We start from the raw sequence: 16,393 nt of genomic DNA, 5'->3' as shown, positions 1-16,393 counted from the left end.
GAGAACATAAATGTGCATCTGCGGGACCGGTCCTCCAGCACGGTGGCGTTGCCGGAGTCTCTGGTTCGCTATGGAACGCGCACCCATGAGACTGTGATTCTCGATGACGCTTCATCTCAGCATGCGTTTTCTGCCGATCCTTACATTATTCAGAGCGGTGTGCGTTCTGTTCTCAGCTTGCCGTTGATCAATCAGGGAAAGCTAACAGCGGTTCTCTACCTTGAGAACAATCTGACGCCGAACGTTTTCACGCCCGCTCGCGTCGCTTTATTGAAGGTGATTGCGTCGCAGGCGGCCATTTCACTCAAAAATTCGCGGCTCTATCACGACGTCGCAGATCGGGAAGGGAAAATTCAGCACCTGGTCGACGCCAACATCATCGGTATATTCATTGCCCGCGAAGGCCGGATTCTGGAGGCTAATGACGCATTTCTACGGATCCTGGGGTATGACCGTGAGGACCTGGCTTGGGGTCGCGTGCGCTGGGCCGACCTCAGTCCCCCGGAATGGCGCGAGCGCGACGTGCTCACGCGAGCTCTGCTGGACTCAACAGGGATCGTTCCGCCCTTCGAGAAGGAGTATCTTCGGAAGGACGGAAGCCGCGTTCCCGTGCTTGTTGGCGCCACGCTTTTCAAGGGTAGCAACGAGGGCGTCGCGTTCGTCCTCGATTTGACCGAGCGCAAGCGCGTGGAGAAGGCGCTCCGTGATAGCGAGCGAAGTTTGCGCTCGGCCATTGATGGGATACCTGGTCTAGTTGCGATTCTGGCCCCGAATGGTGAGCTCGAAACCGTCAATCGCCAAATCCTTGAGTATAGCGGACAGTCGCCGGAGGAGTTGAGGAAGTGGGGAACAAACGGGACGATACATCCCGACGATCTTCCCCATGTCGCCGAAGTATTCACAAAATCGATCGGCGCCGGGATTCCGTACCATATCGAACAACGCATTCGACGTTTCGACGGGGAATATCGATGGTTTGATAACCGCGGCGTCCCACTTCGCGATGACTCTGGACGTATTATCCGCTGGTATGTTCTCCTGACGGAAATCGAGGATCGCACGCAGGCGTTGGCGCGATTGCAGCAGATGCAATCGGATTTCGCCCACATGAACCGAGTGAGCATGATGGGAGAATTGGCAGCCTCGCTGTCTCACGAAATCCTGCATCCGATCGCGACCGCTCGCAACAACGCTCGTGCGGGGATGCGCTTTTTGGAACTAAATCCGCCGAATCTGGGTGAGGTCAGGGAAGCGTTCGCTTGTGTTGTCAAGGACGCAGACCGAGCCAGGGACATCGTCGGACGAATGCGTGATCACGTCAGGAAAGCGCCACTGCGAAAGGAACGCTTTGATCTCAATACGGCGATCAACGAAGTGCTTGTATTGGCGCAAAGCGTGACTCAAGGGAATGGCGTTTCGGTCCAAACCCGGCTTGCGGATGGATTGGTTCCGGTCCTTGGGGATCGAGTTCAGCTGCAACAGGTCTTGCTGAACCTGATTCTGAACGCGGCTGAAGCAATGGGCGCGGTTGAGGAGAGGGCAAGAAAGCTGTTGATCAGCACCGAGCAGGACCAGGCAGGTGCCCTCGTGGCCGTACGCGATTCCGGGCCAGGCATTGATCCGGCGTATCTCGATCGAGTCTTCGACGCGTTCTACACCACCAAGTCCAGTGGGACAGGGATGGGGCTGTCGATATGCCGCTCCATCATCAATGCTCATGGGGGCAAGCTATGGGCGGAAGCGAACGAGCCTCGCGGCGCTGTGCTTCAGTTCACGTTGCCGGCGGCCCAAGAAGACTCATGAATTGTCTTCGACCGGCGTATCGGGCTGCAGAGCCGAACGCAAGCAGCGTTCGAGATGGTTGTCGTCCAACGGCTTGCTGAGGTAGTAAACAACGCCATCCTTCAGGGCCCGATCCCTGACAACCTCATCGGGATACGCGGTAACGAGGATCGTCGGGATCGCGTATCCTGCATCGAGCAAATGGCTGTGCAGCTCGACTCCGGTCATTCCGGGCATGTTAACGTCGGCGATCAAGCAGGCGGTTTCGGGCAAGAGACGCGATGCCAGGAAATCGGCTGCCGACGGAAACGCTTCGACAGTGTAGCCCAGCAACATCACCAGCTTTCGCATTGACTCGCGAAAGGGCTGATCATCATCGACGATTGATATCAATCTACTTTTCAACATCGCGGGTTCCAGGCACTGCAGCATACTGGCGAGGCAACACCTCGCGCAGCATGGAACTGTCGTAGTGTCAGCGACAATCCCCAATAACGCAATGCCGGCAGCGCTAAGCGATGGCTCAGGCCTTTGGCGATCCGCTTAGGCAACAGATACTGTTCATCCCGACAGTTTGTACGTAGAATAGCGCCGTTGGGAAGGGTGTAGTCCTCTTATGCAGGTTACCAGGAATGGCCGGCGCAAATCCCAGTGTCTTGGTCATCGATGACGATCCCGAGTTTCGCGATTCGGTCGCGCGGCTGTTGCGGACCATCGGCCTGGACGCCCGGCAATTTTCGTCTGTTCCGGATTTTCTCAAGGCCGATCCGCCTGAGGGCCCTACTTGCCTCGTACTCGATGTGAGAATGCCTGGGCAAAGCGGTCTTGACCTTCAGCGCGAGCTCACCGCCGCAAACAGGCAAGTGCCGATCATTTTCATCACAGCGCACGCCGACGTGCCGATGACGGTGCAAGCGATGAAGGGCGGTGCTTTAGAGTTCCTCACAAAGCCGTTCCGCGATCAGGACCTACTTGACGCCGTTGAGGCCGGCCTCGCTCGTGATCGCGTCCGTCGAGAGCGTGAAGGCGCATTGGCTGCACTCAGGGAGCGCTTCGATACTCTCAGCTCCCGCGAGCGGGACATCATGCTCCATGTCGTGGCCGGTCGCCTGAACAAGCAGATTGCCAACGATATCGGTATAGCCGAATCCACGGTGAAGGTGCATCGCACCAACCTGATGCGGAAGATGAAGGCGCGCTCGCTTCCCGAGCTCAGCCGGATGGCGGACATGCTCAATGTGAGACTACAGCATACATAGAGTTCCTCAGTTTGAGGGGCATGCAGCTGTGAATTCGCGCGCGAGTGCGCTGTCCATCCGCGCAAGCCTCCATTTGTAGAATTTTGCTGCGCCGCTGATTCCCCTTACGTGCTTTTCCAACCATCAGTTTCAGAGCGATGGTTCGCGCGGTCGCCTCTAAGCGATCGCTTAGCACAAGCGACCATAAGCGAACCTCAGAGTACTTCCCGCGTAGTCGACCGCAGCGCCCCAAGCCGCCAAATAGCGTCTCAAAGAAGCTGTTGTCGGCATACCGCCTGTACCAAACACGCGAGGTTATAATGCACGCACTTACCGAACGCTGGGCGCATCCCGAATCGGAAGTTGACGTGGAGCACGCCGTTCAACGTCGGGACATGGACAAGGGACTCTTCGAGAAGCGAACGGAATCGGCCGATGTCCCGGCAACCAAGGTCTCATTCGGACCGTTTTGTCTGCTGCCGACCCAGTTTCTTCTGTTGGAGGGCGGCAAGGCCGTGCCTCTCGGAAGCCGTGCCCTGCAGATCCTCATTGCATTGATTGAACGGCGCGGCGTGTTGGTCAGTAAGCAGGACTTGACCGCTCGCGTTTGGCCTAATCTATTTGTCGACCCTTCCAACATCACGGTCCATATGTCTGCGCTACGTCGCGCGCTACGTGACGGCCAGAACGGGAATCGGTTTATCGTCAACATCCACGGACGTGGCTACTGCTTCGTCGCTTCAGTGGATGTGTCGGGAAACGAGAACTGAGCTCGAGAGGCAAAGCACCGGCAAATTTCGAGGAGCGATTACGTTGGTCGCGACGATAGCAGAGCATTCGCTCACTGTAGCCAATATTCCCGTCAGCTCCTGGAGCTTCGCCATCCGCGTTTGGCTGGCCATGATCCTGGCCCTGTTCGTGAGCTTCTGGCTGCAGCTTGAAGCGCCGGCCACGGCGGCGGTTACCGTTGGAATTCTTGCTGAACCGACCCGCGGTCAGGCGCTGGACAAGGCGGGCTTTCGATTGCTCGGCACGATTGTGGGCGTCGCCGCATCAATCGCAATCACCGGGATCTTTGCCCAGGAGAGGGATCTGATCCTCGTTGCATTCGCGGTGTGGATTGGCATTTGCGTCTTTGCAGCGAACCTTCTGGATGGCTATCGGGCCTATGCGGCAGTACTGTCTGGCTACACCGTTGCACTCATTGCGACACAACAGATCGACAACCCGCAGCACGTGTTTGAATCAGGCATGGCGCGCGGTGCTGCGATCGCGGTCGGCGTTCTGTCGATGGCGGTCGTAAATACGCTGATGTACACCCCCGATCGTCATCCACGGCTCATGGTGCAACTCGCGACGATTCGCCGCCGCATTCGCGAATATGCGGGCGCAGCCTGCGGCGCCGAACCAGGCAACTCGGCTACATTTCTGACGCTGCTTCGGGAAATCGTGGCGCTTCGACCTGAGATCGCGAGCGTAGCTCTGGAGACGAGCAGTGGATTGGTAAGGAGCGTCGCCGCCCGCAGCGTCGCGGTCGGATTGGTTGCTGAATTGCAGGCAGCCAGGATCTTGAACAGCAGTCCTGTTGATGTCGATGACCTGGATCAGGCAAGAGCTGCGCTCGAACGAGCGGTCGATTCTGCGCTGCCGGCGCCGCAGCCGGTACTTGCAGCAGGACAAAAGCGTGTACGTGACGTCGAGAGCGAAGCTTCGGCATGGACTGCCGGAGAATGGCGACTTCGGGATGAAGAGGTCTACCAGGATCTGTTAGCCCTGAGGTCGGCGCGATGGCCACTGCGGGTTTGGCGTGCGCCCTTGTATCGATCCTGCAGAACTGCCGCAGCAAGTGGTGTCCGTGCCGCTCTGTGGCTTGCGATTGCCTCAATTTTTTACGTTTGGGCTGGATGGCCTGCGGCGAGCGCCTCGTTGTCTTTCGTCGCGTTGATTATCGGATTGGGAGCCGTACTACCGAACCCGCGCAGCTTCACCGTAATCGCGCTTGTTGGTACGCCGATCGCAGCTGTGCTGACTGGCGTGCTCGAGTTCATCATCCTTAATGGCGCCGATGCCTTTCCTCTGCTGGCGATCGCCATGGCTCCCTTTACGATCGGCGCAGCCGTTCTCATGAAGTCACAAAGCCTTCTATGGTCATCACTCGGCCGGGTAAATCTGCTTTTCTTACCGGTTATCCTGTCACCGAGTAATCCGCAGACCTACAATCCGCAAAGCTTTCTCTTCACCGTTCTATTTGTTGTAGCGGCAGCGGCGCTGCTGCTCGCGGCACAGACGCTGATTCCCCCAGTCTCCGATGACAAACGTAGGATGCGGTTGGTTGCGGAGGCTCGCAGCGAGCTGCAGGAACCGGGCCGCCAGTACGGAGAAGCTCCGGAAGAGGCAGCGTTCCGGGAAGCGTCGCGAATCGGGCAATTCATGACCGCTGGAGGAGCGCAGGACCCTCGGGCCCTCGCAGAAATGCTCTCTTGCTTCGACCAATCGGCGATGGTTCGGCTTTGCGAAGCGAAGCTGATACCATTCGCCGATGGGCCACTTGCGGCATTCGCGGACAAAGCACGCGCGGCGATCGTCAAACGCGATACACTGACCCTGCGCGCCATTGCGCACCAGTTGCGTGAAGCGGCTCCACAGGCAGCCTCGATCGAGGCGGATGCTGCTGCGTGCCTAATCGTGACAAGCAAAATCCTCGATAGAGGCAACGGCGTTAATCTCCCTCAGGAGGCAACCTGATGGCGCACACCTTTCCAGAGCTGATCATCGGAGGCGTTCTGGTGGCGCCTTTTGTGACGTATTTGGTGACGGCTCTCGTCGTCGTCATCGTCCTGCGACCGCTTCTGCATGTCGTCGGCTTTGCGAAGATGTTCAGTAACGCCTCGGTTGCCGAACTGAGTCTATATGTGACTATTCTGAGCTTATTGGTGCTGTTGTTCTAGGAGGAGGTGACCATGGATTCGGCTGTCCATGATGAGGCGGTTGAGCGAGACGAGATGCAGGCGACCGTCACGCTCCCTTCGCCAGGCGTCGGTAATGCATCGGCTCGCCAAACCAGTGAGCTCGATGACGTCGCCCGAGAAGCATCGGAAGGTCATCCAAACGGCAAACCGATCGTCTCGTCGCCCGGCAAGTCTACGGCACGGCGGCGAGGTGGCGCCCGGCGAACCGTGCGGTTTGTGCTGCGCAAGATAGCCACCGCTGGGATCGTGGTCGTTGCGGTGCTGGTCGCGCTTGTGACCTGGGACCAGTACAACGCCGGCCCCTGGACACGGGACGGGCGGATTCGAGTCCAAGTGGCGAGTGTGGCGCCGGAAATCTCTGGAAAGATCACGGAGTTGCGAATCGTCGACAATCAATTCGTTCATAAGGGCGACATACTGTATGTCATCGATCCATTCGATTTTGATGTTGCGCTGCGCACGAACAAGGCGGTCTTGCAGCAAAAATCGGCCGACCTGAGTGTGAAGGAACTGCAGTCCGAACGTCGGCTACGCTTGTCGGATCTGGCGAGCAGCATCGAAGAAAAGCAGGTCTTCGAGGGGAGTGCGCTGCAGGCAAAAGCCGCCGTCGATTCGGCTCAGCAGCAGGTGCGGGAGGCGGAGATCAATTTGCAGCGCACTGAGGTGCGCAGTCCGGTGAATGGAATTGTCACCAACCTACTCCTGCGAGAGGGAGACTACGCGCATCAAGGCGCGACCAACGTTTCTGTCATCGACACGGACAGCTATTGGGTCGACGGCTATTTCGAGGAGACCAAGTTGGCCCGCCTTTGTGTGGGTGACCACGCCGAGGCAAGACTGATGGGCTACCCGGCGCCGATCATGGGTCACATCGCAACAGTGACGCGTGGCGTCAGCGTATCCAATGCAGCGGCGTCCACGCAGGGATTGCCAAACGTGGATCCCGTTTACACTTGGGTACGCTTGGCGCAGCGAGTGCCGGTCCGGATCGCAATCGACAATGTGCCGCCTGGTGTGCCGCTGGTGTCTGGCTTGACCGCAACGGTCACGATCAGGGACGGCGAGAGCGGGTCGCTCTTTCAAAGAGCGCGAGCTGAACTCGAGACGAGCTTCCTTGGACTAATCGGCGAAACTCCGGCGCGGCCCGGCTGCATTCCTGGCCCGTCGTCCCAGTAGCCGTCGCAACAATTTCTTTTGCGGAGTTCGATCATGAGGAAAAGAGCCGGTCTCATCGCGATTGTTGCGATCAATGCATCTACGGTTCCCTCGCTTGCGGCCGAGTGTATCTCAAACAAGGACATCCACGCCTCTTGCGCGCGTTGGCCGACGGTACAAAGCCAACCAGCCGATGCCGCCGACAAGGAAAGGAATTGTCACGCCTATGCCGCCTCAATCTATGAGCCGGTGATGTTACGGCAGGTCGCTGCTGAGCGCGTCGAGGGCGAGCGGGTGTTGGATGTGCTCGATTCCGGCATCAACGCGTTCAACGACCTGCTCGCAACGAAGTGCGGCGGTTGAGCCACGCTACTCCTCAATAAATTGTAATCCGCGAGGTGCGCCGATGATCCTGATTTCTCTCATGACCACTTGGATGTGGTTCCAAATCCTCAGCGTATCGCCCCTTTTGTCTTTCGTACCGCGCCGTCGAGGAAGCGGCAACGCTGAGAGCTTGCGGCCACCGGTCCCACTCGAAGGAGGCTTGTACATGACCCGGATATTTTTCCATTGCTCGAACGCCAGGAAGGTGATCCTCGACTACCGCGGCACCATGGTGGATGATCTTGCCGACGCACGCGATCATGCGACACGTGTTGTGCAATCCTTCACCAACGAGCGTAGCCTCGCGGATTGGCGTGACTGGGTCTTGCACGTCAGTGATGATCAGGGCGATGAGCTCTTCGTTGTTCCGTTCACGTTTGTGCTCGGCAAGCCGAATTAAAGCTCCATGGTCCGGGCGATCCTTGGGCCTAACCACACGGTCCACCTGGAAGGTCAGGCGGCTGGAGCTCCGCGATGTCTCGCTTCAGCCTGGCGCTGCAAAATCGAGGAAGGCGCGGACCTTGATCGGCAGAAACCGCTTGGCCACGTACACGAGATCGACTGGCAGTGGTGCCGGCTGGAATTCATCGAGCAACGTTGTGAGGGCTCCGCGCTCGACGAAGAGATTGCCGCGGTCGCCAACTATGTCACTGCCCGCTCAGGAGCCAAGGGCTCATCGCTCACGGCACGGGACGTTACCAACCTGCGTATTGATTGGCGGAGTGACCAGAAAGAATCATCGCGGAGCACGAGATGACAAAACAAATTGTGCAAGTTCCGAATCTGGATGGATTGTTGCTTCTTCGTGAACTGAACCATAGAGTAGATAACGAGCTCACCTGCACTATCTGCACGGTTTCAGCAAATGCAATCAGATCTGATAACGCAGCTGTCAAGGCAGCGCTGCTCGACGTCGTCGACCTGCTGCACCAATGGGCCGATGTTCATCGAGCGTTGCGCATGCCGGATCAAAAACGCCTCACCGATGTCGCGAAGTACCTCCAGCAGCTTTGCTTCACGGTGACGAAATATCGACTAGAACGCCTGGCGATACGGGTCTTGTTCTCAGGGGACGATCTGCTGCTTGAAGGTGAACGCTGCTGGAAGGTTGGGCTGATTGTATCGGAGCTGCTGACCAATGCGGGACGACATGCGCAATTCGACGGTAGACATCCAGAATTGCGAGTCGAATTGCTGCTTGCAGGCGACATCGTAAGATGTAGGGTCAGCGACAATGGCTCGGCGTCTGAGCCGTTTGGGCGCGGCGAAGGGTTAGGGGTCATCGGCGAACTCGCAAGTAATTTGGGTGGTCGCGTTCATACGACCTGCGCAGCCGAAGGATCTTCTTTCCTTCTCACGTTCCCATTGACTCATACCGAGCAACGGGCCGCCGCCGCAACTCATGTTGTTCTGTTCAAGCGGAGGAAGATGCGCCGCCCTCGCCCGTAGACCGTTTCCTGGAGCGGGGCGCCCGGCGTAGAAAAGGAGCATACTGCAGGTGCTTGACCATATCATCAAGTTCATGACGCTTGGGTCGGTTGTTGTTGGTGTGATCACCATCTACACCGCATTGCATACCAACAATCGGCGCTTGGGCGCGGACATCTATCTCCGCTATTGCGATCGGGTCTCTGACTTGCGGCGTGCTCTTCCAATAACCGCCTTTGTCGAGCTTGGGGCCGCCGAGCCGAGACAAATAACGCCGGAGGAGCGCCGGACAGTTCATGAAATTATCTACTCAATCTTCGAACTGTATGAGCTTATGCTGCACGGCTTCCTTCCTCCGGCGATCTGGAGGATCAGGGAGCCTGATATCGAGCGACTTCTTTCCTTAAGCATTTTCCGGGCAGAATTGGCGGCTCTACAAGGCAGATTTGATACGCATCCGCGTTTCAGAAGTTGGCTCGAGCAAACTAGTCAAAAGCGGACATAGGCTGGCAGAGCGGTCTCGCGGAAGTCATTGGCCTGGGGCGGGGAATGGAGCGCCATTCAGAGTAAAACCGCGAACCCGTATGTAATTGAAATTGCGTTGCACGACGCCGTTGACCCGGCGGTCGTCGGAGCCGGTTTCGGCCCTCAAGCTGGACTGCCGAGCATTTCGCTACGCGCCCCGCGACTCCGCGCGCGTTGGCCGCCTCTAAGGGATGACAAGCGGCGCGCGGCGCTCGCTCTTCGCGATTGATTCATTGCCCGCAAACAGCGCGGCGAGCCACTCGATGAACACCCGAACCTTTGTGCTCATGTATCGATTCGGCTGATAGGCGGCAAAAACGGGAATGGGGTCCGATACCCAGTCGTTCAGGACGGTTTCGAGCGCTCCGCTTTGAAGGTGTGTGGTGGCGGAAAAAGTGAAAGCGTGTACGACGCCGAGACCGGCCAGGCTCATGGTCAGGCACGCCATGAAGTCGTTCGAACTGAGACCGTGCCGATTCTGCACTTCCACGCGTTCACGACCTTTCGCGACCACAATCGGAAAGGGACGCTGGGTCCGCGAAGCAATGGTTCGGATGACGACATGGCCATGCTCAAGGTCCGACGGATGCGAGGGGCGTCCATATCTGCCCCAGTACGCTGGCGTCGCACACAATATCTGCTTGACGGCGCCGATCTGTCGCGCCGCGAGCGATTGATCGAAGATCTCCCCCGCGCGCACGACGCAGTCGACGCTCTCTGCAATGAGGTCGACCGGTCGGTCACTGAGTCCAAACTCGAACTCGATGTCCGGATAACGCGCGACGAACGCCGGCAACGCGGGAAGGATGACGGACTGGCCTAACGGCATCGGCAGATCGACACGCAGGCGTCCTCGAGGGCTACTCTTCGCACGCGACATCGAGCCTTCGAGCTCCGCGAGGTCATCCATCAACTGGCGCGCGCGCTCGTAGTACGCAGAGCCATCCGCTGTCGTCGACACTTTGCGCGTCGTCCGGTTTAGCAGCTTCGTGCCGAGTTCGCCTTCGAGCGATACGATCAAACGGCTAACAGCCGTCTTGGGTAACTCGAGCATCCGCGCAGCTTTCGTGAAAGTCCCGCTCTCGACCACTCGAATGAACGCCTGCATAGCCTGAAGTTTGTCCACGATCCGGCTCCTCGCTTTCCGCGCAATCTGTATTGTTTCACCGAAGAAACAATGTGGGACTGTAGCAGCGGTTTATCGCTTTGCACGCGCTCGCTATCGTTTACCCGTCGGAGCGACTGGCGACCTTCAGCGGTGCTTCGAACGGACCGACGGGCGACTCGTTCCGCTTTCAGGGTTGGGCCGAAGTTTGTTCTGTAAGGGGAAATTGTCATGTCCAACGTCGCGGAAACGACCGTCGCGGACCGCCCGAAGGCGGTGGTCATCGGAGTGGGGCCAGAGCAAGGGCTCGGCGCGGGACTGTCGCGCCGGTTCGCGGCAGAGGGGCGCCACGTCATCGTCGCGGGGCGCACCCAATCGAAGATCGATCGGGTACGCGACAGCATTGTCGAGGCCGGAGGTTCGGCGAGCACGGTTGTCATGGACGTGACGCAAGAGGCGGATGTGATCCGGTTGTTCGATGTCGCGATGCAGACTGACGAAAATGGCGGCAGCGTCGACCTTGTAGTGTACAACGCGGGAAACAATCAGCCTTCTGACTTGCGCACGATGGAAGCGGACGTCTTCGAATCGTTCTGGCGGTTGAATTGTTTCGGTGGGTTCCTTGTGGGTCGCGAGGCCGCACGGCGCCTTGCGCCACTCGGCCGAGGTTCGATTCTCTTTAGCGGAGCGACGGGCGCACTTAGAGGTATGCCGAACTTCGCCCACTTCGCGTCGAGCAAGGCTGGTTTGCGAATGCTCGCTCAAAGCATGGCGCGCGAATTCGGTCCGCTGGGCCTGCATGTCGCCCATATCGTGATCGACGGGGGCATCGACGGAGAGCGGGTACATACGCGCTTCACCGAGCACTTCAAGCAAATGGGTGCGCGCGGACTGCTCGACATCGACGCGATCGCCGATGCATTCTGGTCGCTTCATCGCCAGCACCGCTCGGCGTGGACGCATGAGCTTGATCTGCGTCCGTTCACAGAGCCGTTCTGAACCAGGGCCCCCACACAATGAATTCCGAGAAATCAACAATGAAGCTTATCGGTCCCTGGCTTTCCGGCTTTACCCGTCGGGTCGGCATCACGTTGAAGCTGTTAGGCATATCGTTCGAACATCTGGCCTTTCACGCCTATGAGCAGAAGGAACTTATCCGTCCTTTTAGCCCGATGGTGAAGGTGCCGGCGCTCGTGCTCGACGACGGCACGATTCTCTACGACAGCGGAAGCATCATCGAATACCTGCACGAAGCGGTCGGACTCGAACGCGCATTGCTCGCGCCCTCGGGCGCAAAACGGCGTGACGCGTTGCAGTTCGTCGGCATCGCGTCCGCGATCTACGCAAAGCTCGGCGATATCTACGATGAGTCGCTTCGTCCGCCCGAGCATCAGATTGCCACGATCGTCGATTCGTTGCGCCAGCAGGTGTTGGCTGGGCTTCAGATGATCGAGTCGCGAGCTGGCGGCGGCTGGCTGGTGGGCGGCTCGCTTTCGCAAGCCGACATAATGGTCGTCGTCACCTATCAGTCGTCGCTGGTATTCATGCCCGACGTCGTGAATGCAACCGCATTCCCCAGGCTTGCCGGACTGGCCGCGCGCGCCATGGAAATCGAAGCATTCTCCAGTACGTTTCCCTTCAAGCAATAGCGAATCCATGAGTTGTCCAGGCTGGAAAATTGAGCACTACTTTGGGGTCAAAGCCGCATCTTCACCTTAGGAGACGCTACCGTCCGTGCGAAGCCAAAACAGTCGAAGGCCCGCAAGGCGCTGTAGGCGTGGTGCTACGGATCAGAAAACAAATCCGTAGTATGAGCAGGAGTAGCTAGATGATTCACGTAGTCGTAGAAATCAAAGCAAAGCCAGGCCAGCGCGAAACCATCCTCAGCGCATTCAAGGCGAACATACCCGCGGTCCATGCGGAGCGAGGTTGCATCGAATATGCCACGTACGTTGATGCAGCGGGTTTCGGCACGTTCGCGCCCTATGGCGACGACACGTTTATCGTCATCGAAAAGTGGGAATCTGCATCCCACTTGATGGCCCACGCCAAGGCTCCTCACATGCTGGAGTATCAGGCCAAGGTCAAAGATCTGATCGAACGCCGGACTGTCCACGTTCTTTCGCCTGCATAGGTAGGGAGAATATCGTCTCCAGGAAGGAGGCTGTGTCATCGTGCCGACGGCCGGCACCTATGACAGGCTCGGAAAAATCGCATTTCCGGACGTTCCCGTCCGCTCACTTCGAAGCGGGTGGCGGATTCTGAACTAGGGCCTGATGAAGCTAAAGCGAGTTTCCATCGGTAGTCACTCTCCCGCGACTACACCGGCATAACCCCGGCCGTAACGGGGGGCGCTTGGGGAGTGCTGCGAAGCCGGCCTAAGCCAAACCGTTCTTCGTCGGGGACGAAATGTACGCGGCCGGGCTACCGGCGGACAGCACTTCTTGCGTGGTTGATGAAGATTCTAGAGGGAACGAGGTCATGGATTTCCACTACTACGAGCCGGCCAAAGGTCACGGGCTGAAGCACAATCCGCTCAACGCAATCATCGCGCCACGACCAATCGGATGGATCTCCTCCCGGAGTTCAGCTGGGTTAGCCAATTTGGCGCCCTATAGCTTTTTCAACGCGTTTCTCTACGACCCACCAGTCATCGGCTTTTCGTCAATATCTTGGAAGGATACCGTCCAGAATGTCTCGGAAACGCGGGAGTTTGCCTGGAATCTCGTGACTAAAGAACTTGGCGATAAGATGAATCAGACATCAGAGGGGTTTCGCCACGGGGTCAATGAATTCGAGGTCGCCGGCTTGACCCCCGTAGCCAGCCGGCACATCCGCGTTCCGCGGGTCGGCGAGAGCCGAGCCTCAATGGAGTGCAAGGTATCCGATATTGTTTCCCTTCGGTCCGCAAACGGAGAAAAGACAGATGGATGGCTTGTTCTTGGAGAGGTGGTCGCAGTCTACATCGACAGGGCGTTGATCGAGGACGGCATCTACCAGACTGCGTTAGCCAATCCGATACTCCGCTCAGGACGCGGCGACGAGTACATTCAAGTAACTCAGGATCGCATGTTCGAGATGCCGCGACCACTTGGCAGCAGCCATCCGGATTTTCATGGTTCGCGCGGCTCGTGAAGCGTTGAACGGATGGGCTTGGGTGGGTCCATCACATCGTTTGAACCCATTCAGGAGTGATCATGTTCGAAAAATCTGCACTGGCCAGAGTATTTTTCTCGCTAGTCGTCGCAGCCGGGGTTTCCTTCTCGGCGCAAGCCGAACAGGCTCTGCATAAGGGGCAAGCGCCGGGCTACTTCCGCACGAAGGTCGGCGCTCTTGAAGTGACCTCGCTCTATGACGGGGCTGGTGCGTTTCAGTTCGACTGGTTGAAAGGCAAGCCTGCTGCGATTGAAGAGATCGGAATTGCTGCCACGGCCAACCCGCATTTCTTGGACGGAAACGAGGCCGGATTCCTTGTTAACACTGGCGCAAAGCTGGTTCTCGTCGACGTCGGCGCGGGTCCGTGGTTTGGTGGCAGTGCCTTTGGTCACCTTGGCGAGAGCCTGCGGCAGGCTGGCTACAAGCCTGAGCAGATTGACATGGTGCTGGTCACGCACCTGCACTCCGATCACGTCGGTGGCCTGACATCCAAGAGCGGCGAGCGCCAGTTCCCGAACGCTCAGATTTACGTGGCTCAAGCCGAGAGTGACTTCTGGCTCTCAAAGGAAATTGCCGCCGGGGCACCGAGCAACGCCAAGCCGTTCTTCGATGCCGCCCAAGCGATCGCTGCCCCGTACATCAAGGCTGGCAAGTGGCACACGTTCCAGCCGAACGAGAAGATCCTTGACGGGATGACTGTTGTGCCGCTGCCGGCCCACACGCCTGGCCATTCGGGTTATCAGTTCGAATCCGAAGGACACAAGATCCTCTTCTGGGGCGACACCGTCCATTCCATCAATGCTCAGCTTCCCGACCCCGACGTGGCGGCAGTATTTGACATTGACGTGGAAGGTGCCATTGCACAGCGGACGAAGCTGCTCGAGGCCATTGCTGGGAAGGACGTCTTGATCGCGGGGCCGCATTTGGCGTTCCCGGGGCTCGGTCGCGTGTTTAAGGCGCGTGGTGCCTACCACTGGGCTTCGACCTCGTACTCCAATCGCTGGGAAGAACGATAAAACCGAGCAGGGCCATTCGGCGCTCGCGCTCCCATTGATGCCTATACGTCACCGTTCGCCATATCCGGAGATCAACATTTCGATGCTGGAGCGTGACAGCCTCGCGATCAAAGAGAGTGTCGCGGCAACATCGCTGAGATTGACGTCTTCACTAGGCTACCGCACCGCGCAGACATCGAGGTCGGACGAGTTGAAAGTTCTTGTCCCGGCGCCCCATCCTCTGGCGGACCAGGAGCAAGTCGACTTTGCGGAAACACTTGACGATGAGCACGTCGTGTTGCGCGTCGGCACCCACTTGCGCTTCAGATGCAGACGCAGCGAGGCCAAATAGGGAAGGTGCTGCGCGCGAAGGTCGAAGTGTCTTCGTATGACGCGTTGTGCAAGATGGTTCAGGTGGGCATGGGGGGCGAAATATTGCCTTCCGGCAATGCAGAGTTTGTACGTCCTGCCGGACACCCGGCCGCTTAAGACTGGTACGCTACCACGACGGCGAGGGTAGGCGGCTCTGAGAGTCCGCTCCGAGCTCGCGACGAGCTTCTTCGGGCTGATCGACAAAGTGTCGGCGCGGCCGGGCTGCATTCCCGGCCCTCCGCCTCCGTCACCACAGGAAGCCGGTATCGGCATTGGCGTTTGTGCAGTCACGACGGTCGTTGACTGATCTCGTGCCGCTTGCATTCGCTGCGAAAAAGCGGCTGCTCGTCGTTGCTAAGCCAAGGCTTAGGTGAGACAACCACCGCAGTACTCGGAGCAACGCGAGTACAATAGATCGTGGGCTCGCGGAATTGTAACTCTTTCTCAACAATTCGTCTTGCGGGGCTCGATCATGAGTAGAGTAGGATTTCTCGCGTTGGCTGTGGCGATCAACGCGTTCACAATTCCTGCAGTTGCGGCGGAGTGTGCGTCGATCGAGGACATCGACGCCTCCCGTTCGCGCTGGGAGCTGTTGCGCAGCCAACCGACCAAGGAGGCCGACAGGGACAAGATCTGCCGCGCCTACGCCATGTCGTTTTATGAGTCGGTGACGCTTCGGCAAGACGAGGCAAGATGCGCCGGCGGCGAACGAAACCTCGCTGTGCTTGACTCCGAGATCGACGCTTTCAACGATCTGCTGGCGACAAAGTGCGGCCGTTGAATCCCAACATTGCCGGCGGGTGACAATTCCGAGGTGTGCCGATGATCCTGTTTCCGCTCATGACTGCCTGGATGTGGTTCCAGATCTTCAAAACAATGCCGGGGCTGGCACTTTCTGCCGGCACGGAAGGATCGCAGTGCTGAGATCCGTGACGAACGTCCTAGGTGAGGGAGGATGAGCATGACACAGGTGTTCTTTCACTGCTCGAACACGAAGAAAGTGTTCCTCGATCGTCGCGGCGCCGAAGTCGACGACCTTGCCGAGGCACGCGATTTTGCGACCCGCGTCGTGCGGTCCGTCACCAACGAGCGCAGCCTCGAGGACTGGCGCGATTGGGTCGTGCATGTCAGCGACGACCAAGGCGATGAGCTCTTCGTCATGCCCTTCTCTTTGGTCCTCGGCAAGCCGCATTGAAGGTCGCCATGCTCTGGACAGTCGATTGGGCCAGGCAGCACCAACTAGGAGGCAGGCGGCTGCAGTTCCGCGAAGGCTATGGCTGAACG

General features: G+C 58.3%; 19 protein-coding genes. 17 read left to right on the top strand and 2 right to left on the bottom strand.

The features are described 5' to 3' along the window. Nucleotides 1-1,803, top strand: a 1,803-nt coding sequence (locus tag QDT69_RS32985; protein WP_279710641.1) for a PAS domain S-box protein, incomplete at its 5' end; no start/stop codon positions are given. Here the strand turns inward: QDT69_RS32985 and QDT69_RS32980 are convergent. After that, nucleotides 1,798-2,190 (bottom strand): response regulator, encoded by a 393-nt coding sequence (locus QDT69_RS32980; protein WP_279710640.1) that lies wholly within the window; start codon nt 2,188-2,190, stop codon nt 1,798-1,800. The two genes, QDT69_RS32985 and QDT69_RS32980, sit on opposite strands and share 6 nt — an antisense overlap. A gap of 224 nt (nt 2,191-2,414) precedes the next feature. Here QDT69_RS32980 and QDT69_RS32975 point away from each other — a divergent pair, with 224 nt between their 5' ends. The 9 genes from QDT69_RS32975 to QDT69_RS32935 all read left to right on the top strand — a co-directional run bounded on the left by QDT69_RS32975 (nt 2,415) and on the right by QDT69_RS32935 (nt 9,461). After that, nucleotides 2,415-3,041, top strand: coding sequence for a response regulator (locus QDT69_RS32975; protein ID WP_279710639.1), 627 nt, complete (start codon nt 2,415-2,417; stop codon nt 3,039-3,041). Nucleotides 3,042-3,340: 299 nt separating this feature from the next. Beyond that, on the top strand, nt 3,341-3,790 hold the full coding sequence (locus QDT69_RS32970) for a transcriptional regulator (protein ID WP_279710638.1): 450 nt from the start codon (nt 3,341-3,343) through the stop codon (nt 3,788-3,790). 43 nt (nt 3,791-3,833) lie between these two features. Continuing rightward, complete coding sequence (locus QDT69_RS32965; protein WP_279710637.1) at nt 3,834-5,765, top strand: FUSC family protein; 1,932 nt, start codon at nt 3,834-3,836, stop codon at nt 5,763-5,765. Beyond that, nucleotides 5,765-5,968: a DUF1656 domain-containing protein gene (locus QDT69_RS32960; protein ID WP_279710636.1), complete on the top strand. Its 204-nt coding sequence runs from the start codon at nt 5,765-5,767 to the stop codon at nt 5,966-5,968. The genes QDT69_RS32965 and QDT69_RS32960 overlap by 1 nt, the downstream gene beginning before the upstream one ends. Before the next feature lie 12 nt (nt 5,969-5,980). Further along, nucleotides 5,981-7,165, top strand: a complete 1,185-nt coding sequence (locus QDT69_RS32955) for an HlyD family secretion protein (RefSeq protein WP_279710635.1) — start codon at nt 5,981-5,983, stop codon at nt 7,163-7,165. A 33-nt stretch (nt 7,166-7,198) separates the two neighbouring features. Further along, entirely contained in the window at nt 7,199-7,507 is a 309-nt protein-coding gene (locus QDT69_RS32950) for a hypothetical protein (protein ID WP_279710634.1), read from the top strand. Nucleotides 7,508-7,694: 187 nt separating this feature from the next. Then, the gene (locus QDT69_RS32945; protein WP_279710631.1) at nt 7,695-7,928 is read left to right on the top strand and encodes a hypothetical protein; all 234 of its coding nucleotides are present in this window, start codon (nt 7,695-7,697) and stop codon (nt 7,926-7,928) included. Between the two features lie 353 nt (nt 7,929-8,281). Then, a complete protein-coding gene (locus QDT69_RS32940; protein ID WP_279710629.1) occupies nt 8,282-8,977 on the top strand; it encodes a sensor histidine kinase in 696 nt (231 codons plus the stop codon). A gap of 49 nt (nt 8,978-9,026) precedes the next feature. Continuing rightward, nucleotides 9,027-9,461, top strand: coding sequence for a hypothetical protein (locus tag QDT69_RS32935; RefSeq protein ID WP_279710628.1), 435 nt, complete (start codon nt 9,027-9,029; stop codon nt 9,459-9,461). 204 nt (nt 9,462-9,665) lie between these two features. Here the strand turns inward: QDT69_RS32935 and QDT69_RS32930 are convergent, their stop codons facing one another. Beyond that, complete coding sequence (locus QDT69_RS32930; RefSeq protein ID WP_279710627.1) at nt 9,666-10,607, bottom strand: LysR family transcriptional regulator; 942 nt, start codon at nt 10,605-10,607, stop codon at nt 9,666-9,668. 210 nt (nt 10,608-10,817) lie between these two features. Between QDT69_RS32930 and QDT69_RS32925 the strand changes: the two genes are divergently transcribed. The 7 genes from QDT69_RS32925 (at nt 10,818) to QDT69_RS32895 (ending at nt 16,304) form a co-directional block, all read left to right on the top strand. Beyond that, nucleotides 10,818-11,585 (top strand): SDR family NAD(P)-dependent oxidoreductase, encoded by a 768-nt coding sequence (locus QDT69_RS32925; protein ID WP_279710626.1) that lies wholly within the window; start codon nt 10,818-10,820, stop codon nt 11,583-11,585. Nucleotides 11,586-11,623: 38 nt separating this feature from the next. Beyond that, the gene (locus tag QDT69_RS32920; protein WP_279710625.1) at nt 11,624-12,235 is read left to right on the top strand and encodes a glutathione S-transferase family protein; all 612 of its coding nucleotides are present in this window, start codon (nt 11,624-11,626) and stop codon (nt 12,233-12,235) included. 179 nt (nt 12,236-12,414) lie between these two features. Beyond that, nucleotides 12,415-12,720, top strand: a complete 306-nt coding sequence (locus QDT69_RS32915; protein ID WP_279710624.1) for a putative quinol monooxygenase — start codon at nt 12,415-12,417, stop codon at nt 12,718-12,720. 347 nt (nt 12,721-13,067) lie between these two features. Next, nucleotides 13,068-13,721 (top strand): flavin reductase family protein, encoded by a 654-nt coding sequence (locus QDT69_RS32910; RefSeq protein ID WP_279710623.1) that lies wholly within the window; start codon nt 13,068-13,070, stop codon nt 13,719-13,721. A 62-nt stretch (nt 13,722-13,783) separates the two neighbouring features. Next, nucleotides 13,784-14,758 (top strand): MBL fold metallo-hydrolase, encoded by a 975-nt coding sequence (locus tag QDT69_RS32905; protein WP_279710622.1) that lies wholly within the window; start codon nt 13,784-13,786, stop codon nt 14,756-14,758. Nucleotides 14,759-15,605: 847 nt separating this feature from the next. Next, nucleotides 15,606-15,890 (top strand): hypothetical protein, encoded by a 285-nt coding sequence (locus QDT69_RS32900; RefSeq protein ID WP_279710621.1) that lies wholly within the window; start codon nt 15,606-15,608, stop codon nt 15,888-15,890. Between the two features lie 180 nt (nt 15,891-16,070). Beyond that, nucleotides 16,071-16,304, top strand: coding sequence for a hypothetical protein (locus QDT69_RS32895; protein WP_279710620.1), 234 nt, complete (start codon nt 16,071-16,073; stop codon nt 16,302-16,304). The last annotated feature ends 89 nt before the right edge of the window (nt 16,305-16,393 follow it).

It is taken from the genome of Bradyrhizobium sp. CER78, assembly GCF_029846235.1.
Taxonomy (GTDB): domain Bacteria; phylum Pseudomonadota; class Alphaproteobacteria; order Rhizobiales; family Xanthobacteraceae; genus Bradyrhizobium.
This window is presented reverse-complemented; position numbering and strand designations above follow the sequence as displayed.

What these genes read in the sequence shown, in the direction of transcription:
- QDT69_RS32945 (WP_279710631.1), top strand. Translation starts at nt 7,695, where the DNA reads ATGACCCGGATATTTTTCCATTGCTCGAACGCCAGGAAGGTGATCCTC.
- QDT69_RS32980 (WP_279710640.1), bottom strand. Translation starts at nt 2,190, where the DNA reads ATGTTGAAAAGTAGATTGATATCAATCGTCGATGATGATCAGCCCTTT.
- QDT69_RS32905 (WP_279710622.1), top strand. Translation starts at nt 13,784, where the DNA reads ATGTTCGAAAAATCTGCACTGGCCAGAGTATTTTTCTCGCTAGTCGTC.
- QDT69_RS32970 (WP_279710638.1), top strand. Translation starts at nt 3,341, where the DNA reads ATGCACGCACTTACCGAACGCTGGGCGCATCCCGAATCGGAAGTTGAC.
- QDT69_RS32895 (WP_279710620.1), top strand. Translation starts at nt 16,071, where the DNA reads ATGACACAGGTGTTCTTTCACTGCTCGAACACGAAGAAAGTGTTCCTC.
- QDT69_RS32925 (WP_279710626.1), top strand. Translation starts at nt 10,818, where the DNA reads ATGTCCAACGTCGCGGAAACGACCGTCGCGGACCGCCCGAAGGCGGTG.
- QDT69_RS32920 (WP_279710625.1), top strand. Translation starts at nt 11,624, where the DNA reads ATGAAGCTTATCGGTCCCTGGCTTTCCGGCTTTACCCGTCGGGTCGGC.
- QDT69_RS32960 (WP_279710636.1), top strand. Translation starts at nt 5,765, where the DNA reads ATGGCGCACACCTTTCCAGAGCTGATCATCGGAGGCGTTCTGGTGGCG.
- QDT69_RS32955 (WP_279710635.1), top strand. Translation starts at nt 5,981, where the DNA reads ATGGATTCGGCTGTCCATGATGAGGCGGTTGAGCGAGACGAGATGCAG.
- QDT69_RS32915 (WP_279710624.1), top strand. Translation starts at nt 12,415, where the DNA reads ATGATTCACGTAGTCGTAGAAATCAAAGCAAAGCCAGGCCAGCGCGAA.
- QDT69_RS32910 (WP_279710623.1), top strand. Translation starts at nt 13,068, where the DNA reads ATGGATTTCCACTACTACGAGCCGGCCAAAGGTCACGGGCTGAAGCAC.
- QDT69_RS32940 (WP_279710629.1), top strand. Translation starts at nt 8,282, where the DNA reads ATGACAAAACAAATTGTGCAAGTTCCGAATCTGGATGGATTGTTGCTT.
- QDT69_RS32975 (WP_279710639.1), top strand. Translation starts at nt 2,415, where the DNA reads ATGGCCGGCGCAAATCCCAGTGTCTTGGTCATCGATGACGATCCCGAG.
- QDT69_RS32950 (WP_279710634.1), top strand. Translation starts at nt 7,199, where the DNA reads ATGAGGAAAAGAGCCGGTCTCATCGCGATTGTTGCGATCAATGCATCT.